The sequence below is a fragment of the Microcystis sp. M_QC_C_20170808_M9Col genome (assembly GCF_007095495.1).
GTDB lineage: Bacteria > Cyanobacteriota > Cyanobacteriia > Cyanobacteriales > Microcystaceae > Microcystis > Microcystis aeruginosa.
Genome location: NZ_SFBZ01000269.1, coordinates 1 through 23483 on the forward strand (window position 1 = coordinate 1; position 23483 = coordinate 23483).

General features: G+C 44.1%; 16 protein-coding genes. 4 read left to right on the forward strand and 12 right to left on the reverse strand.

Annotated features, from left to right (window positions below; all coding sequences use genetic code 11):
• Positions 1 to 118: 118 nt before the first annotated feature.
• The 3 genes from EWV68_RS16795 to kaiC form a co-directional block, all read right to left on the reverse strand.
• A complete protein-coding gene (locus tag EWV68_RS16795) occupies positions 119 to 2743 on the reverse strand; it encodes a DNA polymerase III subunit alpha (protein WP_287170462.1) in 2625 nt (874 codons plus the stop codon).
• Between the two features lie 84 nt (positions 2744 to 2827).
• On the reverse strand, positions 2828 to 3658 hold the full coding sequence (locus EWV68_RS16800) for an amino acid ABC transporter substrate-binding protein (RefSeq protein ID WP_061431742.1): 831 nt from the start codon (positions 3656 to 3658) through the stop codon (positions 2828 to 2830).
• 301 nt (positions 3659 to 3959) lie between these two features.
• Entirely contained in the window at positions 3960 to 5480 is a 1521-nt protein-coding gene (gene kaiC / locus EWV68_RS16805; RefSeq protein WP_002797104.1) for a circadian clock protein KaiC, read from the reverse strand.
• Positions 5481 to 5828: 348 nt separating this feature from the next.
• On the opposite strand from kaiC, the gene EWV68_RS16810 reads away from it, so the two are divergent.
• Positions 5829 to 5978, forward strand: a complete 150-nt coding sequence (locus tag EWV68_RS16810) for a hypothetical protein (protein ID WP_287170464.1) — start codon at positions 5829 to 5831, stop codon at positions 5976 to 5978.
• Between the two features lie 78 nt (positions 5979 to 6056).
• Here the strand turns inward: EWV68_RS16810 and EWV68_RS16815 are convergent, their stop codons facing one another.
• From EWV68_RS16815 to EWV68_RS16840, 6 genes are all read right to left on the reverse strand, one after another.
• On the reverse strand, positions 6057 to 6983 hold the full coding sequence (locus EWV68_RS16815; RefSeq protein WP_061431743.1) for a branched-chain amino acid transaminase: 927 nt from the start codon (positions 6981 to 6983) through the stop codon (positions 6057 to 6059).
• Between the two features lie 23 nt (positions 6984 to 7006).
• Positions 7007 to 8767 (reverse strand): M61 family metallopeptidase, encoded by a 1761-nt coding sequence (locus EWV68_RS16820; protein ID WP_287170465.1) that lies wholly within the window; start codon positions 8765 to 8767, stop codon positions 7007 to 7009.
• 438 nt (positions 8768 to 9205) lie between these two features.
• The gene (locus tag EWV68_RS16825) at positions 9206 to 11656 is read right to left on the reverse strand and encodes a transglycosylase domain-containing protein (RefSeq protein ID WP_287170467.1); all 2451 of its coding nucleotides are present in this window, start codon (positions 11654 to 11656) and stop codon (positions 9206 to 9208) included.
• Positions 11657 to 11939: 283 nt separating this feature from the next.
• The gene (gene mreD, locus EWV68_RS16830; RefSeq protein ID WP_061431746.1) at positions 11940 to 12521 is read right to left on the reverse strand and encodes a rod shape-determining protein MreD; all 582 of its coding nucleotides are present in this window, start codon (positions 12519 to 12521) and stop codon (positions 11940 to 11942) included.
• The gene (mreC, locus tag EWV68_RS16835) at positions 12488 to 13237 is read right to left on the reverse strand and encodes a rod shape-determining protein MreC (protein WP_061431747.1); all 750 of its coding nucleotides are present in this window, start codon (positions 13235 to 13237) and stop codon (positions 12488 to 12490) included. The genes mreD and mreC overlap by 34 nt, the downstream gene beginning before the upstream one ends.
• 73 nt (positions 13238 to 13310) lie before the next feature.
• Positions 13311 to 14348: a rod shape-determining protein gene (locus EWV68_RS16840; RefSeq protein ID WP_061431748.1), complete on the reverse strand. Its 1038-nt coding sequence runs from the start codon at positions 14346 to 14348 to the stop codon at positions 13311 to 13313.
• Positions 14349 to 14571: 223 nt separating this feature from the next.
• Here EWV68_RS16840 and EWV68_RS16845 point away from each other — a divergent pair, with 223 nt between their 5' ends.
• Positions 14572 to 14922 carry a single-stranded DNA-binding protein gene (locus EWV68_RS16845; protein WP_002797092.1) on the forward strand — a complete coding sequence of 117 codons (351 nt, stop codon included), beginning with the start codon at positions 14572 to 14574 and terminating at the stop codon, positions 14920 to 14922.
• A 409-nt stretch (positions 14923 to 15331) separates the two neighbouring features.
• Here EWV68_RS16845 and EWV68_RS16850 read toward each other — a convergent pair whose 3' ends face one another.
• Complete coding sequence (locus EWV68_RS16850) at positions 15332 to 16141, reverse strand: aminotransferase class IV (RefSeq protein WP_061431749.1); 810 nt, start codon at positions 16139 to 16141, stop codon at positions 15332 to 15334.
• Between the two features lie 29 nt (positions 16142 to 16170).
• Here EWV68_RS16850 and EWV68_RS16855 point away from each other — a divergent pair, with 29 nt between their 5' ends.
• Together EWV68_RS16855 and gcvP are read left to right on the forward strand one after the other, a co-directional pair.
• Positions 16171 to 17796 carry an ArnT family glycosyltransferase gene (locus EWV68_RS16855; protein ID WP_287170469.1) on the forward strand — a complete coding sequence of 542 codons (1626 nt, stop codon included), beginning with the start codon at positions 16171 to 16173 and terminating at the stop codon, positions 17794 to 17796.
• 240 nt (positions 17797 to 18036) lie between these two features.
• Entirely contained in the window at positions 18037 to 21024 is a 2988-nt protein-coding gene (gcvP, locus tag EWV68_RS16860) for an aminomethyl-transferring glycine dehydrogenase (RefSeq protein WP_287170470.1), read from the forward strand.
• Positions 21025 to 21063: 39 nt separating this feature from the next.
• Here the strand turns inward: gcvP and lpxB are convergent, their stop codons facing one another.
• Entirely contained in the window at positions 21064 to 22293 is a 1230-nt protein-coding gene (lpxB, locus tag EWV68_RS16865; RefSeq protein ID WP_287170471.1) for a lipid-A-disaccharide synthase, read from the reverse strand.
• A gap of 270 nt (positions 22294 to 22563) precedes the next feature.
• Positions 22564 to 23400 (reverse strand): acyl-ACP--UDP-N-acetylglucosamine O-acyltransferase, encoded by an 837-nt coding sequence (gene lpxA, locus EWV68_RS16870; RefSeq protein WP_002797088.1) that lies wholly within the window; start codon positions 23398 to 23400, stop codon positions 22564 to 22566.
• Between the last annotated feature and the right edge of the window lie 83 nt (positions 23401 to 23483).

Here is a 23483-nt window from a genome sequence, read left to right on the forward strand (position 1 = left end):
CGGTTGTGAAACTTCACCGTGGCCAAGATACTTGTCGGGTTGCCGACCGGGACAATAGCTCGATGCCAGGATTATTCTTTCCTACCCCTCAATCCGACAAGATTGGGGGGTTTGGTTTTTAGGAAAAATCAGAGGATTTTAAATCTAAACCTCGCTCAAATATTGTATCTATGGCTAACATTTCTCCGTCGCTAGTCATAAATTTATGATCTTTGGTTGCTTGGATAGTTTGCCCATTTTCTAGGGTGTATTCAAAGACTTCTTGTAAACCTCGCTCGTGCCATTGAGAGATTGGTTGACTATAAACAAAACCATTTTGGTCAACAGTATAAACAGTACAGTTAATTTCTTCGCTCACAATTTTAGCAATTGGCAATAATCCGTATTCCTCAGTTAAAATTAACGTCTCACCTCCCAGACAATATTCGGCAAAATTTACCATCTGTTCAAAAAGATTTTCAGCGATTCTTTTTTCCACACCATTTTTAGCAGCACCATCGATAAACATCTCCCTTTGTTTCTGCATTTCGGAGGCTTTTTTCTTACCCATTGCCCGACGCAATAGATCCGCTTCTCCTAGGGAATAACCGGCTAAATCCTGCGCCATTTTCATAATCTGTTCTTGATAGACTAAAACTGCGTAGGTTTCCTTAAGAATTGGTTCCAATAAAGGATGATCATAACGAATGGGTTCTCTACCATGTTTTCTGCCAATAAAGAGAGGAATTAATCCCGCATCTAAAGGACCGGGACGATAGAGTGCTAGGATTGAAGATATGTCCTCAATACCCGATGGTTTTAACTCTTTAACGATCTGTTTCATCCCCGATGATTCTAACTGGAAAATACCTTCTAAATCCCCTTCTTCTAGTAATCCGTGGGTTTTGAGAATATCGGGAGGTAGTTTTTTATGTTCTCCTTTAGCCCGAATTTGCAGAGCTTTTCTTTCATCTAAAGGCAATTGATCAAGATCGATATCTATACCCTGATTTTGTTTAATTAAATCGGCGGTTTTTTTCAAAGTGGTTAAATTTCTTAACCCTAAAAAGTCCATTTTTAACAATCCCAATGATTCTAAATCCTCCATGAAATATTGGGTAATTACCGCCCCATCATTATTTTTCTGGAGGGGAACCACTTCATCTAAAGGTTGGGAAGAAATGACGACTCCCGCGGCATGAACTCCGAAGGTTTTGTTAGTACCTTCGATACGAATTGCCATATCTAACCAATGACGCACATGGGGTTCCGTATCGTATCTTTCTTTAAATGCTGGTTCGGGAGTTTCATCGGAAATCATCACTTTTAAAGGTGTGGGTTTACCGCGAGAAACGGGAATCATTTTCGCCATTTTATCCGATTCGGCGTAGGGAATATCTAACACCCGCGCCACATCTTTTAAGACAGCTTTTGATGTCATGCGGTTAAAAGTAATGATTTGGGCAACATTAGCCTCCCCGTATTTTTCCGTGACGTATTGGATCATTTCATCCCGTCTCTCGATACAGAAATCCGTATCAATATCAGGCATAGATTTCCGTTCAGGATTGAGAAAACGCTCAAATAATAAACCGTGATAAACGGGATCAATATTGGTTATTTTTAAAGAATATGCTACCAAAGAACCCGCCGCCGAACCGCGTCCTGGACCGACGGGAATATCATGATCTCTAGCATATTTTATATAGTCCCAAACGACGAGAAAATAGGTAGAAAATCCCATTTTCTGTAACATTTTTAATTCGTATTCAAGCCTTTCTTTGTAAACAGGCTCAATCTCGTGACGAGAAGGACATTTTAATCTTTCTAGTAATCCTAACCAAGCAATTTCTTCTACATAACTATCAGCAGTATGTCCCGCAGGAACTGGATAATTAGGCAGTCTTGGTTCATTAAATATGTTATAAGGTTCGACTTTTTCTGCTACTTCTAAGGTGTTATTAATCGCTTCTTCAATCACATCTTCGGGCAGATGATCACGGAAAAGTAAACGCATTTCATCAGCAGATTTTAAGTATTCTGTGCCGCTATAACGGAGGCGTTTGTCTTCAGTAATTAACTTGCTAGTTTGAATACATAGCAAGGCATCGTGTGCCTCTACATCGTAACAGGAAATAAAGTGAGAATCGTTAGTAGCAACTACTTTGATTCCTAATTCTTTAGCAATTTTAACTATTTCTACATTGACGATCCGATCTTCTTTAGAACCGTGGTCTTGAATTTCTAAATAAAAATCATCACCAAAAAGTTTTTTATACCATTTAGCCGTTTCCTTAGCCAGTTTCCTGTTATTAGCTAAAATCGCTTGGGGAATCTCTCCACCCAAGCAAGCACTGGTAACTATCAATCCTTCGTGGTATTGTTGGAGTAACTCTTTATTAATACAAGGACGAGCAAAAATACCTTTACCTTGAATACCTTTCAGATTAGAAATAGTAGTTAATTTAACTAGATTTTTATAGCCTTGGGTATTTTTGGCTAAAACAACTTGATGATATTTTCGGTGGCGAAGATTGACTTCAATATCGCCATTGACTATATACATTTCGTTGCCAATAATTGGTTTTATTCCCTTATTACGGCAGGTTTTAATTAATTCGATCGCACCATACATGACTCCATGATCGGTTAAAGCGATCGCTGGTTGTCCTAATTCTAGCGCTCGATCAATTAGTGCCGGTAATTGGGAAGCACCATCAAGTAAGCTATAATCACTGTGAATATGTAAACCGACAAAAGACATAGTTTTTCAGGAAAAAGTGACAAGGAAAAGGGGAAAAAAACCAGAATTTACTTACTTTTAATTTTCAGCAATCACAGTCTATTTTTAGGGTTGATTGAGAATCCTATAGGGGAAAGAACTTTCTTCTAAATTAAACCATTGTTCTCGCAGTTTCTGGTTATCATTGCTGCCGACGACAGTATCAACAAATTTTTTCCATTCGGGATCGTTTTTGGGTAAAATACAGCCATAAAGTTCGGTGGTAATCGGTTGACGGGGTAGTAGCACAAATTGTCGCGGATCCTGTCCTTGTTTAACTATTTCCCCCAGTAGAAGAATTCCATCACTAACCACTGCTTTAACTTCTCCCCTTTGTAATTTTGCCACTGCCTCACTTCGATCACTGACAGCTTGCCAATTAGCCAGAGGATAGATATAACGAATAATACTATCGGTGGTGGTGTGGGGAATATAGGCGATCGCAACTGCCGCTAAAGTGTTATTAATATCTATTTTATCAACATTTTCCCTTTTAGTTAGAAATTGCGCTCCTGTCATAAAATAGGGAATAGAAAAATTAACCTTTTCTAGTCTTTCTTCCGTAATTGTTGCCGCATTACAGGATAAATCTACTTGTCCCTGTTCCACTTGCTGAAAACGATTATTAGTCGTCGCTTCTGTAAAGGTTATTGTAACCGGTTTACCCAATTGTTGTTCTAATCGACGTTGGACTAAGCGCATTAATTCCACTCCGTAACCTGTCCATTGTCCCGTTTTCTCATCGATATAACTAAAGGGAACAGCATCTTTTCTGGCTGCCGCTTTTAATTCTCCCGTGCGAGCAATTCTTTGTAAAACTGTTTCTGCCAAGGCTGATAAATGTAGGTTATTTATCAGTAAAAGACCTAGAAAAATAAAGCAAAAGTTTTTAGACATATCAAGAAAGCAAGAAGAGGACAGGAGATAGGGAGAAAAAAGCTAACGGCCGATGTGCGATTAGCAAGTACTGCTATATTTTAACTAGAGCTTGCTGAATAAATCTAAAAACCTTGTTGGATAAGACTTTTAGACCTTTTTAAAATCCAAAAGTGCCTCGTCTGGGAGTGATCAGGGGGAAAATCCCTGGACTTTTTCCCTGAAAATTAGGTAATTGAACAGATGAAAATCGGTAAAACCCTACACCCCACACCCCACACCCTACACCCTACCCCCACCGAAAAACTTTTTGCCGCAAACCCTAACTACGATCCTCGAATAATCCACTCAAACGTTCTACTTCTGTTTGTGCTGTGTACATAGGAGTTCCAGCCAGAATTCCGGTAACATTGCGGAAAGGTTGACCGATGTGCATACCTTGATGATCGATCGAAAACTCACGAATATCCTTATCGTGCATAGAGCCGCGCATTTTTAAAACAGTGATACCGCGGCGCATTTCTCCATACATTTCCACATAACGCAGCAGAATAATTGAATCGGTAATTGTAGAAATATGCGCTTCTGTGATCGAGGAACCTCCTAATAAAGTGGGAGTGGTGGAAGTAAATAATCCTCCCACCTCTTTTTGCTTAATAAAAGAAGTCAAACCGATAATAAATTCCCGAAATCCTTTCAGATTAGAAACCCTTTCTAAAGCAGATAAACTATCTACTGCCACTCGATTAGGTTGAAACTCCTCGATAATTTCCTTCATCATAATTAAATGATTTTCTAAACCCGTAGTTTCGGGATAACGGCAGACTACCTTTAATTTACCTTCCTTTTCCATGCGGTCATAATCCACACCCCAACCGGTAGCATTTCTAAATAACTGTTCTCGACTTTCCTCGAAGGCAAAAATTAAACATCTTTCCCCATTGGTTACTCCCCCAGCCATAAATTCTGTCACCATCAGGGTTTTTCCTGTTCCTGTGGCTCCCGAAACCAAAATAACCGAATCGCGGAAGAAACCACCCCCACACATTCTATCGAGTTCCAAGCTGCCGGAAGTAATGCGAATATTAGAGGATTTTTGTTCTAATTCAATGGCTGATAAAGGAATAATCACGGCCCCTTTATTGGGAATAATTGTAAAAGGAAATTCTCCTTTTTGGTGATCGGTTCCCCGATATTTTAAAATTTCGATCGTCCTTCTTCTTTTCTCATCGGTTAAAACGTTGCGTAAAATCACCACATTATCGGCCACAAACTCCTCCACCCCATAACGACTGATTTCGCCGTATTCTTGGGTTCTTTCTGCGGTCATAATCGCTGTTACTTCCAATTCTCGCAAAGCGGTTGCCAGACGAAAAAGATCACTTCTCACTTGAGCGCTATCACTTAAATGGCTGAAAATTGCGCCTAAAGAATCCATAGACACCCGTTTGGCTTTATTTTTGCGGATAGCAAACTCAATGCGAGCGATTAATGCGCCTAGGTCGTATTCTCCCGTCACCATCGGCTTTTCTTCCGGTTGGGGGGAAGCATCGACAAAGGCCCATTGACGATTCTCCTCCCACTGCCGGATATTCCAACCAAAACCACCCATATTTTTTCTTAGTGCTTGGGGTGGCTCCTCGAAGGTGACAAAAACGCCATTTTCTCCATTTTTGATGCCTTCTGCGAGAAATTGACAGGCAAAGACCGTTTTAGCACTTCCTGCCGTCCCCGCTATCAAAGTTGCTCGTCCTTTCGGTAATCCCCCTTCCGAAAGAAAATCAAAGCCGGGGATTCCTGTTTCTAACTTCTCAATCAACTCTAGGGGATTATTTTGCGTCATTTAAGTTCTCTATGAAAACGAGCCAATGTTTATTGTACCTATTTCAGTGACCGGCGATACCGGAAATTTATCCCTAGTTTGAGAGTTTGAGCATTTGTAATAAAACTTCCCAGACATCGTTTAAATGCAGGACAGCTTCACCCAAGCATAAAGAGATTGGTTACATTCAAGGGAAACTATATAAGCAGGTAAATCTTAGGTACAATTAACCAAAATACCAATAAACCAATAGTCAGAATCAAAGTAAGTTTTGTATTTAGTTGATTAATACTATCCTTGACAACTTGGATAGAGTTTAAGGTATAATCATAGGTAAGCCGAATATTTGTCATAGTTATTTACTCTACTATGGAACATACAACCGATAATGATCAAAGTCAGCAAGAAAGCGATAATCAAAGACAAAAAATAGCAAGAGATAATAAACCCATCCTGAAGATTGATCCTAAGAAAACTATACCCTACATACAGGAAGGAGCCAAACCGAAAAATGAATAATTTCCGTTCATTTCAGGGTTCCTTGAGATGCGTAAAATGATGACGCATCTCAAGGAAAAATCAAGTAAATTTCTCTAACTATAAAGGAACTTTAGTAATCCAATCTTGATACTTTGGTTCCTGATTGAGAACGATAGAACTTAACTTTTCTTTTAACTGATAAGTAATCGGTTTAGCCGCGGGTAAAGAAAAAGTTTCAATCCTTTTAATCGGAGTAATTTTCGCCGCAGTGCCACTTAAAAACACCTCATCAGCGATAAATAACTCCGTCTTATCTACGGGTCTTTCAATAACCGGAATACCCAAATCCCGCGCGATAGTTAAAACACTATCTCTAGTAATACCCTCTAGGATATCTTGGTCAAAACTAGGAGTAATTAGCTGACCATTTCTGATGATAAAAATATTCATTCCCGTCGCTTCACAGACTTTACCCTGAGAATTCATTAAAATGGCCTCATCAAACCCCGATTCAAACGCTTCCGTTTTTGCTAAAGCAGAAGTGATATAAGCGGCGCTAATTTTACCTCGCAACGGGAAACTTCTATCTTCTTGACGATACCAAGAACTAATCCGACAGTTAACCCCATCGGCTGCTAAATAATCATCCATTTCTAGACCATAGACGAGAAAATCCTTCTCGATACCATGCAATCGCGGGGCAATTCCCAACCCCGAACTATAGACAAGGGGACGAATATAAAAAGGTCGATGACACTGATTATTTTTGACAAAATCGATAATTATTTGATAGATTTTATCGGCAGGAATCTCGTAATTAAGAAACTTAGCACTTTGACTTAAACGCTGAGAATGACGTTCTAATCTAAATAATAATATCTGTCCTGGATTGCTAGGGTCGGGAGTACCTCGTAAACCCCCGAAAGCGGCAGTTCCGTAGTGTAGTGCGTGGGTAGCAATGGATAATTTTGCCTCAGTAAAAGGGATAAATTTATTCTCAAAATAGGCGAGAGGAAGGAAAGTAATTTCGGCGGTAATAGACATTTTTTTGTTGATTTAACCAAGAATTAAACGGGATTTACCCATGCGGAAAAATTTTGTTTCTGGCTATTAGAAGGATTTTCTACCCTGATAATTTCATAGCGAATCGTCTGCGGGGCAGCCAGTGGAACAGCAAGGGTTCGCAATTCATCGAGATGAAAGACTGTTATCTGAATAATATCACCTGTGCGGTAGTCTTTTAATCTTTCGTTTAACTGTTCCGCCGTCACCCGCAATCCATCGATGGCTAATAACTCATCATCAGCATTAATTCCCGCTTTTTGGCAAGGGGAACCCATCTCGACAAATTTAATTATTTCTTTACCCGCTTCACTCTGTACCCGCATTCCCAGATGAGGTATCGTCTCCCCATTGCCAACACCCCGCAGATAGAGTCCAAAAGGTTCAAGATATTGATTAAAGGGTAATTCTGCCAAACCGTCGATATAACGCTGGTAGAAGTCGCTTAAATCCACTCCCGCAGCCGATTCGAGAATTGCCTGCAACTCCCCATCGGTATAACCAATCTCCTCTTTACCGAAATGTTGCCACATCGAGCGTAAAACATCATCGAGGGAACGACGGTTATCGGTGTGGGTGCGAATTAGTAAATCGAGAAGCAGCGACAATAATTCCCCCTTGAGATAGTAGGAAATTTGACTATTATCGCTATTGCTATCCCGTCGGTAGAGTTTTATCCAGGCATCGAAACTCGATTCGCCTAGAGGTTGGACAAGACGACCGGGTATATTGAGATAACGGGTGATTTCTTTGCTTAAAAGCTCTAAAAAAGTCTTACTATCGTATATTCCCGCCCGTAGAGGGATTACTATATCGTAATAACTGGTGGTTCCTTCGGCAAACCAGAGGGAAGAAGTATAATTTTCTGCATCATAATCGAAGCTTTCTAAAGCTTTTGGGCGAATACGCTTGATATTCCAGAGATGAAAGAACTCATGGGCGACTAATTGCAGAAAACGATTATATTTATCCTTATCTCGCCATCCCAAACGCATATAGTTAAGGGTACAGGAATTTTTATGTTCTAGTCCCCCGTAACCAGCCGCCGAAAGATGTAGCAAAAAGAGATAATTATCATAAGGGAGTCCACCGAACATAGCCGACTCGGTTTGAATAATTTTAGTGGTATCGGCGATAATTTGACTAGGATTGGCGTTTCCCCGTCCCCAGATAGCTAATTGATGGGGTTTTCCCTCGACGACAAAATCGTATAACTGATGAATCCCCACCTCCACAGGACTGTCCACTAGGGTATCGAAATCGGGGACGTGAAAGGTATTTTTCTGTCCGGGTAAAGATTTTAAGGCAGTGGTAACGCGCCAATCGCCATGGGGGGGGATAATTGTCAGGGTGAGGGGATGTTTTTGATAATCGGGGATATAGAAAAATAAAGCAGCCCCGTTGAAGTAACCGTGAGTATCATCGAGATGGTTGGTTCTGACGGTTAAATCGTGGGCAAAAACGCGATACTTGACCGTTATTTCGGAACTGTCACCATTGTCAATCTGCCAGTGATTTTTAGCAACTTTGCGACTGTTGAGGTTAACAGCTTGAAAATCTTGGACTAAACGGGAGTATTCCCGCACTAGATAGGAACCGGGAGTCCAAACCGGCATTTTTAGGTTTAAAATCGGAGCTTGCCAACCGGTAATCTGTAGAGTGACTTCAAAGAGGTGCGAAGTCGGTTCCGGCATAGCCACTTGATAGCTGAGACTTAAACGGGTTGAGGAGATGGTAGTGGGGGAAATAAGACTGGTCATCGGCATTAAACGGCTTTTAAGTTATTCTACTAAATCCAGTTATTAAAAACTGATTATTTATTCCCCCTTTTGCATGACTGCCTCTCCTGATATGTAGCCTATACTCAACGGATGGCCGTATTACTTCCGATTTTATCACTCAATCCAAGCCTTTGGGGGGTTCTACCCCCCAAACCCCCCGTTGGGTGCGTGGCGCCGCCCCCAAACCCCGGAGCGCATTAGTTTTTCGGTGGGATGCTTACACGCAGCCGCTGACGCATCTGTAATAATTTAAGAGTCACTCCCCTTGCATGACTGTCTCTCCTGATATGTAGCCTATACTCAACGGATTTAACCCCGTGTGCAACTATATTTTTACTCTTGATTTACAAGGCTTTCAGAAATCAGCAGAGATAAAGTATCCTCTGTAACCCCCGCAAATCCTGCGAGGGTTGTCGTGCCGATTCAGCGTCTTTCTGCCGGGGGTGCGGGAGGAATCACATCGGTGGGAGGAGTTACCTCTAGGGGAACCGAACGAGTTTCTGGGGCCGCCACAGTGACGGGAACGGTAATCGGTTCGGCTGCTGCGGCGGCCGTATTTTGAGGACTAGGAGCAGCGGCGCTGGTAGGAGCAACGGTAGTACGCCGACGACTAGAACGGCGTTGGCTGGGTTCGCTAGTATTAGAACGGACAATAGTTTGCTCACGACTTACCCGAACCCGTCGCCGTCTGCGGATGGGTCCTTCGGTGGGGGAACCCTCATCGCTGCTGGCTAAACGATTGTTAGTAGTTTGGGTAAAGTAGGTACGTCGGGGTTTAATTGGTTCCGCTTTTACTGTCACTGGACGTTTGCCTAAATTCGGTTCTGGGAAACCTTGATAGGGAATATCCTTAATTGCTTCTAACATAAATTGTCGCCACATCCAAGCGGACATGGTACTAGCTCCATTGGTGGGTTTATTATTGTCATTACCGAGCCAAATTCCCGTGACTAATTGGGGAATATAACCGACAAACCAAAGGTCGCGAGCCTTGTCAGAAGTGCCGGTTTTTCCTGCCACCGGACGACCAATTTGTGCGGGGGTTCCCGTTCCCGAATTAACCACATCCTGCAGCATCCAAGTCATCGTCGCCGCCGTGTTTTGATTGAGAGCAGTTTTCGGTTTAAAATTGGCTTGATAAATTACTTTACCATTGCGATCGAGTACCTGATTAATACCGTAAACTGGTTGATGCACACCTTTATTAGCAAAGGTTCCGTAGGCGCTGGTCAATTCTAAAAGATTGACTTCCGAAGCACCCAAAGCCAAAGAATAAGTGGGTAAAAGTTTCGACTGGATCCCCATATCTTGAGCTAATTTAATCACCGGATTCCAACCCACAGCCACTAACACCTGAACTGCCACCACATTCAGGGAAGAAGTCAAAGCATCGCGCATGGACACCTCGCGGCCGCTATACCTATCACCGTAGTTTTCCGGTTTATAACCATCCACCACATACTGTGCATCTTTATAATTAGAATAGGGGGATTTCCCCGCCGCAATCGCCGCCGCATAGACAAAAGGCTTAAAAGTAGATCCTGGCTGACGTTTTGCCTGTGTCACCCGATTGAATTGATTCTTATCGTGGTCAATTCCCCCGACCATGGCCTTAATTTGTCCATTTTTGGGGTCAATTGCCACTAAAGCCGCCTGTTGGAAGTGCTGCCACTTGCCATAACGAGAAACCGCTCTTTCTACCACTTCCTCCCCTTCCCTTTGCCAAGGAGGATTAAGGGTAGTTTTTACCACCAATCCCCCCGCTTCTAGGGTTTTAGCGGGAACCAGTTGCGGCAGTTCTTTTTCCACATAATCGGTAAAATAGGCCGCTTGCCGTTGCAGACGTTTTAGGGGACTGGTTTTAATGCCTAGGGGAGATGCGATCGCCAGTTCTGCTTGAGCGTTAGTAATAAATCCCACCTCGGCCATAGTTTTTAGGACGATATTACGCCGTTCTAGGGCAGATTTAGGGTTTTCGAGGGGAGAATAGAGACTAGGAGCGGGAACAATCCCGGCAAGGGTGGCAGCTTCGGCTAGAGTTAATTTATCGACGGGTTTACTGAAATATAACCAAGCGGCATCGGCAAGACCGTAGGCCCCGGAACCGAGATAAACTAGGTGAAAATAACGCTCTAAAATCTGGTCTTTTGTATATTTATCTTCTATTTTCTGAGCGATACGCATTTCGCGTAATTTGCGATCAAAGCTCCTTTCTTGGGATAAAAAGACAATCCGGGCCAATTGTTGGGTGATGGTGCTGCCTCCTTCCACCACTCCCCCGGCTCTCAGGTTAGAAAAGAGAGCGCGAGCAATACCCTGGCCATCAACTCCCCCGTGTTGGCGAAAACGGCGGTCTTCACTAGCGATAAAGGCCTCCTGTACCAGTGGGGGAACTTGGGCAATTTTCACGGTTTCGTAAGTACTAGGGCCATTTTGCTTGAGGATTTCCCCATTAGCGGCTTGAATGGTTAGGGTGCCGGGACGAGCATAGGTTTGTATATCGGCGATATTTTGCGGTAAAGAGCTTTCAAGGCGATAAATGCCCCAACCTACCCCCAAAATGCCCCCAGTTACGCCTAATCCCAATCCCAAGTACAACCCAAAGCGGGGATGTTGTCGCCATTGCGGTAAGGGGGAATTGTCGATCAGGGTAGTAAATTTGTTCTTTAAGGGTTTTAATGTCTCTAGAGCCTTGCTACTGGTTCGGGAGACTAAATTAACCTTTTTTTCTTCAGAAGTTGCTTCTAATGGCTTTTCCCCCGCAACTGGCGCAGATTTGGAGTCGATAGGATCGACTTTAGGGGGTTGCTCGGAATTCTCTAATTTATTAGCGAGATTATGAAAAAATTGACTAAGTTTTTGTTTGTATTTCATGTTAGTTGAGCGGGTGAGGGTGAGGGTGTTGGGGTGGTGGGAAGTGGGGTAGTGGGGAAGTGGGGTAGTGGGGAAGTGGGGTGTGGGGTGTGGGGTGTGGGGTGTGGGGTGTAGGGTGTGGGGTGTGGGGTGTTGGGGAGGTGGAGTGTTGGGGAGGTGGGGTGTTGGGGTGTGGGGTGTGGGGTGTGGGAAGAATAAATAAAAATAATCTCCTGTCTCCTATCTCCTATCTCCTATCTCCTATCTCCTGTCTCCTGTCTCCTGTCTCCTGTCTCCTGTCTCCTTAAAGATTGCTAAATTGTCGCCACCATTGCTGGAGAGGATAATAGAGGAGGGGAGTCCAGAGACTACTAAGCAGAGCAGCAGTGAGGCCAATGCGTTGATAATCGAGCCAAAGATCAGCGAGATTTTTGCCTCCTTGTAGATAGTATTGAAAAGCGAGCGCACCATCGGCGATTAAAGTCATAACAAAGACAATTAAGACCACGGCGATCAATTCTTCTTTAACATAACGTTGTCGATGTAAACGGGAAGTTAGGAAACCGATGAGACCAAAAACCATGATATGGGAAGGATAATTAGAGGTAAGACTATCTTGAATAGCACCGAGCGCTAATCCGGCCACCACACTATCGAGACAAGAGCGATTGAGACTCCAACTAACCAACCAAATCAGTAACCAATTGGGAGCGATGCCTAAAATCTCCATACCGGGCAGCCGCATTAAGGAAAGAAAGGTACAGAGAAGCAGTGAAGCGATAGTGACGAAAATATTCAGTATAAAACGAGAACGGGCTGATAAACGGCTTAATTTCAGCATAATTCCCCCTCTCACTGCTGGGGTTGCGGGTGAACGAACACCCATTCGAGATTGTCCACGGTGGCGGTAAATTCAATTTTGGCGGTGGGGGCGGGATTTTCCTGTAAATTAAGGGAAATTATGCGACCGATGGGCAACCCCGGCGAAAAAAGACTACTAAAAGCCGAAGTAGTCACCACATCTCCCGGTTTGACATCGGGAGCTTTTTCAAAAAAGCGCAGGGTGGCCACTTGGGAATCCTGACCTTGAATTAAACCCATGGCTCGACTACGATTCACCGTTGCTCCGATGCGACTTTGGGAATTACTGACCAATAAAACTTTGCTGGTGTGGGGGGTAACTTCCGTAATCCGTCCCACTAAACCACCAATTCCCGTCACCGAAGCACCCACTGGCACACCATCGGCGCTACCCCGACCGATAATTACCTGTTGCCACCAATCATCAGCGCTGCGGCCAATAATTGGGGCAGAAATCAGGGGTTTTTTCTGGGTTTGATAATAACCAAGCTGTTTTTTTAATTGTTGATTTTGATATTCGACTTCACTTAAACGATTTTGTAATTCTCGCACCCGTTGATCGGCCAGAAGTTGCTCTTGCAGATTAGTTTCCTCTCCCTGAAAAGGACGAGTTAATAAACCATACAATTCTAAAATCGCCCCACTTTGATAGGTGCGAATGTACCAAGCTACCCCCAAAGCGGCAGCGAGCAGAAAAAGTCGCCATCCCTGCTGTGTCCATTTTCGTCGTGCTGAATACATGAGCGATTTTAAACCTCTTGACTGTGTAGAGTGAGAATCCGTGAATTTTGCCGCTAACCTAGCCTAGTGACCTTTAGACATTGCGAGTTGTTTCATTAACGATCCGCTCAAAGAGTTTCTGATTTTTTAACACTTCTCCCGTGCCTTTGACAACACAGCGCAGGGGATCTTCAGCGATATGGGTAACGATACCGGTTTCGTGACTGACTAGGCGATCGAGTCCCCGTAATAAAGCACCCCCTCCCGCTAACATGATGCCGCGATCGATAATATCGGCCGCTAATTCGGGGGGAGTTTTTTCTAGGGTACGTTTGATCGCATCAACGATCACGGAAAGTGGTTCATCCATACTTTCCCGCACTTCTTCCGCTTTGATCGTCACGGTGCGGGGTAAACCGGACATAAGATGCAATCCCCGCACTTCCAGAGGGGGAAATTCGTCTCCGGGGGTGGGATAAGCTGAAGCAAGGCGAATTTTAATATCTTCGGCCGTACGTTCCCCGATAATCAGGTTATGGACTTTTTTCAGATAAGCGATAATTGCTTCCGTGAGTTCATCCCCAGCGACGCGCACCGATTCGCTGATCACCGTCCCATCGAGACTGAGAATCGCCACTTCCGTCGTGCCACCACCGATATCGATGATCATATTTCCCGTCGCTTCCGAGACGGGTAAACCGGCACCCAAGGCCGCAGCAACCGGTTCATCAATTAACCCCACTTCTCGCGAGCCGGCATTTTTGGCCGCATCCACCACCGCACGTCTTTCTACTCCAGTAATCCCACTGGGAACACCGATTACCATGCGGGGATTGCCAATCGTGCCATCGAGCGCTCGTTTGATGAATTCCGCTAACATGATCTCGCAGCTGTAAAAATCGGCGATTACCCCATCGCGCAGGGGTCGCAGAGCGGTGACATGGCCCGGAGTCCGACCGAGCATTTTTTTGGCCTCCTCCCCGACAGCGATCGGGTTACGATCTTGATCGATCGCCACTACCGATGGTTCCTCTAAAACAATACCTTTCCCTGACACATAAACGAGGGTGTTTGCTGTCCCCAAGTCTATACCTATGTCCCTTGATAAGGCTAGACCTCTAAAAAAACCCACTTGTTTTCACTCCTGTTCTTATAACAACGTTGCTATGGCTAGACTTTCGATCGAATCGACTTGGATTTTATTAGGTTTTGTTTCGCAAGTCTAGTTAATTATCGCTTCTTTCTCCCTGGATTGACGCAAATCCTGGCCCTAATTTTCTCCCTAGCCACCGGTCAAAGTCAGGGTTTCGGGCTAAAATAAACATACTATTGTACTAAATTGAGGATTTAAGACCATGAGTTTAAATCTGGTTCATTTGGTGGGACGAGCGGGGAGAGACCCGGAAACCAAGTATTTCGAGTCGGGTAAGGTTTTATGTACTTTCACTTTAGCGGTTAATCGTCGCTCTAAAAATAGCGATCAGCCGGATTGGTTCGATCTGGAAATTTGGGGCAAAACGGCGGAGGTGGCCGCTAATTATGTGAAAAAAGGCGGTTTAATCGGGATTAAAGGTTCTTTAAAAATGGATACTTGGAATGATAAAAACACGGGATTAGCTCGCTCTAAACCGGTGATTCTCGTCGATCAACTAGATTTACTCGGTTCTAAACGCGATAGTGAGGCTAATTCCGAGCGAGAATTTTAAAGCTTGAGCGGTATTATTTCCAGATTTTAGGTGTGTTAGCCTCTAGTAACACACCCTTATTTAGGGTTTGCGGCAAAAAGTTTTTCGTGGGGGTAGGGTGTGGCCCCCCCAACCCCCCCGACATCGGGGGGGCAGGTGGGGTGTAGGGTGTAGGGTTTTACCCATTTTCAGGTGGTAAATTAAGTAGTCGTGCAAAATTAATTTCCTAGTGAAGATAGGCAAGAGGCAAGAGGCAAGAGGCAAGAGCGGGGTTAGATATGTGTAATTAATTTTGCCTAGGTACTTACCTAATTTTCAGGGAAAAAGTCCCTGAATTTTCCCCCCAATCACTCCCATGGTCGGCACTTTTTGAGGGAAAAAAAGTCTAAAAACCTTGTTGGATAAGGTTTTTAGATTTATTCAGCAAACCTTATTTATTCTCTAATTGACTGGAAAAATATTGCTGTAAATCCGGTAAAACTTGCCGATAAATGGCTGTATTTATCTGTATATCCCAGCCAAGAATAGAATTAAAAGGGATAATTTCTACCAGGGAATTACTATAAGCAATCCCCTGTAAAGTCCCGACAAATTCGGGGGTCCAGAGATTTTCTTGCAGGGAAATATTTTGTTTTTTTAACCAGCCGATCAAAGCCGAGCGCCCGATTCCGGGTAAAATGTCAGCAGTAAGCAGGGGACTGTACCAGCAATTATCTTTCCATCCCCATAAATTACCCGTGCTAGTTTCTAACCAATTCCCGACTCGATCGACTAATATCGCTTCTTTTGCTCCTTTTTTTTGAGCAGTTTGTGACGCTAACCAAGGGGTTAAATAATTACCAGTTTTATGTTCTCCTAAAACGCGTTGCCAAGCGGGATTATCTATTACCCACCCAATAATTCCCCGCTCTTGTCTAAGGTTTAAATCTTCGGGGAGAAATCTGCCTTTAATCCACTCCCTGCCATCGGGAAAAATTGTGATTCTCAGGACAGGATACAACAGGGATAATTTTTCGGCTCCTTGGCGAATTCGCTGCCAATCGGGAGCGGACCAGTGGAAAACTTGTAAACTAGAGTGCAAACGTTCGAGATGCTCTTGCCAATGGGTTAGGGGATGATCTAAGCTTTGTTGATAGATACGCAGGGTAGTAAATATTGTGGCTCCATAAAGCAACCCCACGTCATCAATACCCAGACTTATTCGCTCATCCTCGATTAATTCGCCATTATACCAATACATAATCAGTTTACTGTTTACTGACCTAGCTTATGAACCGTCAAAAATTTACTTGGGGATATTCTAGCTATAAATTGCGTCAGAGAGAAAATTTTAAAGAATTTCTGTGTTTACTGGGATTATTAATAGCGGCCTTAATTATCTATCTAGTGGGATTAGGTAATTTACCCTTGCGGGATTGGGATGAAGCGACCATCGCTCAGGTGGCCAAGGAAATTAGCCAAACCCCACTGGAACAATTGCGCTGGTTATTTCCTAGTCTTTGGGGTGATCCCTACCTGAATAAACCGCCGTTGATTCATAGTTTAATTGGTCTAACCTACCATTTCTGGGGCATCAATGAGGCCAATACTAGACTAATTCCTGCTTTTTTTACAGCTTTATCGGTGCCGCTTCTCTACCTTCTCGGTCGAGAAATTTTTCCGGCTCGTTTGCCAGCTTTACTGTCGGCCTTGATCTATTTAACTCTTTTACCGGTGGTGCGCCATGGCCGTTTAGCCATGTTGGATGGAGCGGTATTGTGTTTTGAAATCCTGATGTTTGTCTGTTTACTGCGCTCACGGCGCGATTTACGCTGGTCTGTGGGGGCGGGGTTAGGATTTGCCCTCCTTTGTCTGACTAAGGGTATTATGGGGCTATTATTGGCGGGTATCGGCTTTATTTTTCTGCTCTGGGATACCCCCCGGTTATTAACGTCTGCCTATTTTTGGTCGGGTTGGTTGTTGGGAGCAACCCCCGCTTTTGCCTGGTATAGCGCCCAATTTTGGCACTACGAGCGGGAGTTTCTCGATTCCCTTTTTGTTCAACAGTTAAAGCGAGTTAGTGACGATCTGGACAATCATCGCGGACCGTTTTGGTATTATCTGCTGGAAATTCTTAAATATAGTTGGCCTTGGTTAATTTTCTCGGTTTGGGGTTTACGTTTAGCCCGTCAGGAACATCTCTACAGTTGGGCGAAGTTACTGTTAGTTTGGACGGGTGTTTATTTGTTGGTGGTCTCGGTAATGGCGACCAAATTGCCTTGGTATATTCTGCCGATCTATCCGGCCTTGGCTTTAGCGGCCGGTTATGCCTTGGCGCAAGTGGGTAATCTTCCCATTGATCGCCCCTATCATCCAATCTGGTCAATTATTCTGGGTATTATCGGCGTTGGGGCGGGTTTATTAGCTTTAATGGTCTATTTTCCGGGTAATTTTGCCGCTATCGAACCTATCCATCCCTTAATTCTTTTAACCTTATTGTCACTTTCCTTGACCATGGTGACAACGGCGATTTTGTTAGCTCGGCGCTCGGAACAATTCAGCGTGGTTTTACTCTGGGGAATGTTGGTTTCTTTGTTTATTTTTGTCAATTCTCCCCTGTGGATCTGGGAATTAAATGAGAATTTCCCCGTCAAACCGGTGGCGAGTTTAGTGCAGAAATATGTGCCGGCCGATCACCCTGTTTATATTGCTTTTGCCTACGAGCGCCCCTCGTTAAATTTTTATAGTGGTCGTCGGGTTTTTCCCCTTGCTGCTGAAGAATTAATCAATTATTGGCAAAGTCACAAGCAACCTTACCTGATTATCGATCGTCAAACCAAAGAAGCTACTGATTTAGGAGGATTAAAGGCGATCGTATCTACGGATTCCGGTTGGTTTTTGGTGACAAAGCAGTAGTGAGGTTAATTTTGTGCATACTTTCGATAGCAAATTAGCTGAGACTTTAACTTGCTGGCTTCAAATAAGTAGTCGTGCAAAATTAATTTCCTAGTCGAGACTCCGAGACTCCGAGACTCCGAGACTCCGAGACTCCGAGACTCCGAGACTCCGAGACAGCTATTAGGGATCGGATTTGAGTTTTCAGCTTAGGTACATATTACAAAAATTTTACAAGTTGCGTTAAAATCACCCCTAGCGATGAAACGCAACACTTTTGTAATTGTTGAAACCGAGATTAATATGCTAAATAGGTCAATTACGGCCGAGAAAACCGAGGAATTCGCTCCTGCTGACCTGCAAGACTTGCTAGACTGTACCGATAGCTTTGTTAACCGTCATATTGGACCGACGGAGACGGAAATCGAGAAAATGCTGGCGGTTTTGGGTGTTGCTACCCTTGAGGAGTTAATCGCTAAAACTGTCCCGTCAGGAATTCGTTTACAAAAAAGCCTTAATCTAGCACCTGCCTTGAGTGAATACGCCGCTCTTGCCCAATTAAAAGCGATTGCCTCCAAAAATCAGGTATTTCGCTCCTTTATTGGCATGGGCTACCATGACTGTATCACCCCGCCGGTAATTCTCCGCAACATTTTAGAAAATCCGGGTTGGTACACCGCCTATACTCCCTATCAAGCGGAAATCGCCCAAGGACGCTTAGAAGCTCTCTTAAACTTCCAAACTCTCATCACTAGCTTAACCGGTCTGGAAATTGCTAACGCTTCCCTCCTCGATGAAGGAACAGCAGCTGCGGAAGCGATGAGTATGAGTTATGGACTGTGTAAAACTAAAGCCAATGCTTTCTTTATCTCTAGTAGTTGCCATCCCCAAACGATTGAAGTTGTTAAAACCAGAGCGATTCCTTTAGGTATTGATATTATTATCGAGGATCATCGTCTCTTTGACTTTCAAACGCCGATTTTTGGCGCATTATTACAATATCCAGCCACCGATGGCGTAATTTATGACTATCGGCAATTTATCGCCAAAGCGCAGGAAAATGGGGCTTTAGTCACCGTTGCCGCCGATATTCTCAGTTTAGCCCTGTTGACTCCCCCCGGCGAATTGGGGGCTGATATTGCCGTGGGTAGCAGTCAACGCTTTGGGGTTCCCTTGGGTTATGGGGGTCCCCATGCCGCTTATTTTGCCACCAAAGATGCCTATAAACGTAGCATTCCGGGGCGCATTGTCGGGGTATCGAAGGATAGTCAGGGTAAACCCGCACTGCGTTTAGCTTTGCAAACCCGCGAACAACATATCCGCCGGGATAAAGCCACCAGTAATATTTGTACCGCACAGGTGTTACTAGCGGTGATTGCTTCCATGTACGCGGTCTATCACGGACCGGAAGGAATCAAGAAAATCGCCCAAAGAGTGCATAAATTAACCGCTTTATTGGCAACTGGTTTAAAACAGTTGGGTTATCAAGTGGGGAAAGAACCGTACTTCGATACGCTCAAAGTTACGGTATCCACGGGAGTTAAGGATTTCCTCGCCAAGGCAAAAACCCATAAGATTAATCTGCGTTATTTTGATGAGAATAATCTAGGAATTAGTGTCGATGAAACCACCAGTCTCAGGGATGTGTGGGATTTATGGCAAATTTTTGCCCCCACCGAGGAATTACCCTTTACCGCAGCCGAATTAGTCGAGAAAATTAGCCTAGAATTACCCGCTAATTTAACCCGTACCAGTGCCTATCTTACCGAACCGGTGTTCAATCGTTACCACTCGGAAACGGAATTACTCAGATATCTACACCGTCTGGAAACAAAGGATCTAGCCTTAAATACTTCCATGATTCCCCTCGGTTCCTGTACGATGAAACTCAATGCCGTAGCGGAGATGATTCCAGTAACTTGGGCAGAATTCGGCAAATTACACCCTTTTGCACCGATTGACCAAGCAGAAGGCTATCAACTGCTCTTTCAACAGTTAGAGACTTGGTTAGGGGAAATTACCGGATTTGATGGCATTTCCCTACAACCGAACGCTGGTTCTCAGGGAGAGTATGCCGGTTTACAGGTAATCCGAGCCTACCATGAAAGTCGCGGTCAAGGTCATCGTCAGATTTGCTTAATTCCTGAGTCCGCTCACGGGACTAATCCTGCCAGCGCTGTTATGTGTGGTATGAAAGTAGTGGCGGTTAATTGCGATTCTCGGGGCAATATTGATATTGATGACCTGAAAACTAAGGCCCAGAAGCATCAGGATAATCTAGCGGCTTTGATGGTGACGTATCCTTCCACTCACGGCGTTTTTGAACAGGGAATTAGCGAAATTTGTGCCTTGATTCATCAATACGGTGGTCAAGTGTATATGGATGGAGCCAATATGAATGCTCAGGTGGGTTTATGTCGTCCGGCGGATTTTGGCGCGGATGTCTGTCACTTGAATCTCCATAAAACTTTCTGTATTCCCCACGGTGGTGGCGGACCCGGCATGGGACCAATCGGAGTAAAATCCCATTTAGTGCCTTTTCTGCCCGATGTTTCCCTGGTTTTGGCGAAATTATCCCCAGAAACCGCTAACGGTAAGCATCAGGACTCGATTGGGGCAATTTCGGCCGCGCCTTGGGGTAGTGCCAGCATTTTGGTGATTTCTTGGATGTATATCGCTATGATGGGGGCAGCCGGCTTGAAAAAAGCGACAGAAGTGGCAATTTTGAACGCTAATTATATGGCTTTTCGTCTGGAGTCGGCCTATCCGGTGTTATTTAAGGGTAGCGCGGGAACGGTTGCCCACGAGTGCGTGATTGATTTACGTCCCCTGAAAAAACAGGCCGGCATCGAGGTGGAAGATGTGGCAAAACGCTTGATGGATTTCGGTTTCCATGCGCCGACGGTTTCTTGGCCCGTGGCGGGTACAATGATGGTGGAACCCACGGAAAGCGAATCTTTGGGCGAATTAGACCGTTTTTGTGAAGCTTTGTTAACTATCTATCAAGAAGTACAAGCGATCGCTAATGGGAGCATGGATCCCCACGATAATCCCTTGAAAAATGCCCCCCACACAGCCGCAGTTGTAACTGCCGATGATTGGAGTCGTCCCTATTCCCGTCAACAGGCAGCTTACCCGCTTTCTTGGCTAAAAGATTATAAATTCTGGCCGGTAGTGGGACGGGTTGATAATGCCTACGGGGACAGAAATCTGGTTTGTTCCTGTGAGGGTATGGACGCTTATAAGTAATCGTAATTCCTTGATAATATTTGGTGGGGTAGTTGCAAATTACCCCGCTTTTTTCTGGTTTTTCGGAACTTGATCCGTAAAATTAAGTACCTCTTGTGCCACTCGCTCACAACTGCCTACTGTTCCTAAACCGGCCTTGGTTTCTGCGTATTCATCTAACATTTTTTGCCGACGTTGCTGATTTAATAATAAATCTAGACATTCCTGCATAATTCTCTCTGGGTTAGCTTCCTCTTGTAATAATTCGGGAACAATTTCTCGCATTAAAACTAAATTTACCGGTGATACAAATGGTACAGAAAACTTCATAATATTGCGGGCAATCCAAGCAGTAACTGCACTTAAACGGTAAACCACCACCTGCGGCACATTTAACAAAGCAATTTCGAGATTAACTGTACCAGACTTAGCCACAGCCAGATCGGCTGCGGCAATCGCTTCTAAAGTCTGATCTCGTTCCATAATCACCGCATTTAATCCATATTCCTTCACTAATTCTCGCATTTTTGGTTCGTATAAAGCTAAGGGAACGGGAATTAAAAACTTAATATCGGGAATTTTTTCCTGTAATTTTTTAGCAGCAGCGCACACCGTCGGCACGAGATATTTAAACTCCTGTTGACGGGAAGCGGGTAACAAAGCGATCACCGTTTCTTCGGGTTTTATTGCCCATTTTTGCCGCATTTCTTGGCGATTGGGAGCATTTGCCATACGATCAACTAAAGGATGTCCCACCCAAGTTACTGGTAAACCTTTTGTTTCAAAAAAACGGGCTTCGGCAGGAAAAATTGCCAATAATTTATCGGTGACGGCGATTAATTTTTCCGTATTAAATAACTTTTCTGCTGTGGCCCTGAGTTTAGCTGAGGGAATATTTTCTTCTGACCAAATCCACACCTGCGGGGCAATATAATAAATTATTGGCACTTGGGGAATAATTTTTTTAGCCGATTGACCGATCGCCACATTTGCCCCCACATAATCAATTAAAATAATGATATCAGGGGGATGATCTCTAAAAAACTCTTTTGCTCGTTTTTGTAGTTGTAAAGTTGGCCAAATAAAGGGGATAGATTCAATTAATCCCATGGCAGCCAGTCGAGTGGTTTTACCCAACATTTTCGCTCCAGCTAATTCCATGCGATCGCCACCTAAGGCAAAAATTTCTAACTCAATTGCCTGGGTTTTAGCTAGTTTAAAAAGGGATTCAATCAGCATGGCTGCCTGTAAATCACCCGATACCTCACCCGTGCTAATAAATATACGCATTTGGATAATTATTTGATAATAAAAGAATTCAGGAGTCGGTCGTCAGGAGTCGGGAGATAGGAGTCAGGATTGCTGGAGATAGGAGTCAGGAGACACGAGATTATTTTTATTTATTCTTCCCACTTCCCCACTTCCCCATCACCCCACACCCTACACCCCACACCCTACACCCCACACCCCACACCCTACACCCCACACCCCACTCCCCACACCCCACTCCCCACTTCCCCACTTCCCCATCACCCCACTCCCTGTTCCTCAATCAATAAATTATTTCCCCGGAATTAAACCGCGGCGTTTTTCTCCGGTGGTAGAGGATTGTAAAAATTGACAGAGATGTTGAACATGGGGGTTATCGGTTAAGAGAGAAACTTGTTCTAAAGCCTCCTGAAGATTTATATTAGAACGATAGATAATCCGAAAAGCTTTTTTCAGTAAAGCTAAATCTTCATCGGTAAAACCTGCTCTTTGTAACCCGACTAAATTAAGAGTTCGCACGCGACAGGGATTGCCTTCCACTAAAGTAAAAGGGGGAACATCGCGATCAATACGACTCATTCCTCCTAACATGGCCATTTTGCCAATATGAACAAATTGATGTACTCCTAAAACTCCCCCGATAACTGCTTTTGATTCGATCTGGACATGACCAGCCAAGGCGACACTATTAGCGATAATAATGTTATCTTGCAAAATACAATTATGGGCAACGTGAACATAGGCCATTAATAAATTATTACTGCCAATTTGGGTAACTTCTCCCGTATCCGTGGCGCGATTAATCGTGACAAACTCGCGAATTTGGTTATGATCACCAATTTCTACACTACTTTCGCCACCTTTATACTTTAAATCCTGTGGTTCATTACCAATAACAGCCCCGGAAAAAATATGATTACCCTTGCCAATTTTGGTCGGACCCTCAATGACCACATGGGCATCAATAATTGTATCAGCTTCAATTTCCACATTGGCCCCGATCACAGCATAGGGACCAACTTTAACCTTGGGAGCAAGTTTTGCCGACGGATGGATAACCGCAGTGGGGTGAATTAACGTATTCAAAGGGAAGTCTCCCGCGCTCAACTTCGTCACTGTATGAATCATGGTATAGCTTATCCTATATTGGACAGATTGTGATCAAGATTGATAGCGGTTGCTTGCGGAGGGGACGACTTTAATGGGGAACC

Bases quoted from the DNA above. Each gene is read 5' to 3' on its own strand.
- EWV68_RS16855 (WP_287170469.1), top strand. From the start codon at position 16,171: ATGAACCGTCAAAAATTTACTTGGGGATATTCTAGCTATAAATTGCGT.
- gcvP (WP_287170470.1), top strand. From the start codon at position 18,037: ATGAAACGCAACACTTTTGTAATTGTTGAAACCGAGATTAATATGCTA.
- EWV68_RS16795 (WP_287170462.1), bottom strand. From the start codon at position 2,743: ATGTCTTTTGTCGGTTTACATATTCACAGTGATTATAGCTTACTTGAT.
- kaiC (WP_002797104.1), bottom strand. From the start codon at position 5,480: ATGACGCAAAATAATCCCCTAGAGTTGATTGAGAAGTTAGAAACAGGA.
- EWV68_RS16810 (WP_287170464.1), top strand. From the start codon at position 5,829: ATGGAACATACAACCGATAATGATCAAAGTCAGCAAGAAAGCGATAAT.
- EWV68_RS16800 (WP_061431742.1), bottom strand. From the start codon at position 3,658: ATGTCTAAAAACTTTTGCTTTATTTTTCTAGGTCTTTTACTGATAAAT.
- mreC (WP_061431747.1), bottom strand. From the start codon at position 13,237: ATGTATTCAGCACGACGAAAATGGACACAGCAGGGATGGCGACTTTTT.
- EWV68_RS16845 (WP_002797092.1), top strand. From the start codon at position 14,572: ATGAGTTTAAATCTGGTTCATTTGGTGGGACGAGCGGGGAGAGACCCG.
- lpxA (WP_002797088.1), bottom strand. From the start codon at position 23,400: ATGATTCATACAGTGACGAAGTTGAGCGCGGGAGACTTCCCTTTGAAT.
- EWV68_RS16820 (WP_287170465.1), bottom strand. From the start codon at position 8,767: ATGCCGATGACCAGTCTTATTTCCCCCACTACCATCTCCTCAACCCGT.
- EWV68_RS16850 (WP_061431749.1), bottom strand. From the start codon at position 16,141: ATGTATTGGTATAATGGCGAATTAATCGAGGATGAGCGAATAAGTCTG.
- EWV68_RS16825 (WP_287170467.1), bottom strand. From the start codon at position 11,656: ATGAAATACAAACAAAAACTTAGTCAATTTTTTCATAATCTCGCTAAT.
- mreD (WP_061431746.1), bottom strand. From the start codon at position 12,521: ATGGGTGTTCGTTCACCCGCAACCCCAGCAGTGAGAGGGGGAATTATG.
- lpxB (WP_287170471.1), bottom strand. From the start codon at position 22,293: ATGCGTATATTTATTAGCACGGGTGAGGTATCGGGTGATTTACAGGCA.
- EWV68_RS16815 (WP_061431743.1), bottom strand. From the start codon at position 6,983: ATGTCTATTACCGCCGAAATTACTTTCCTTCCTCTCGCCTATTTTGAG.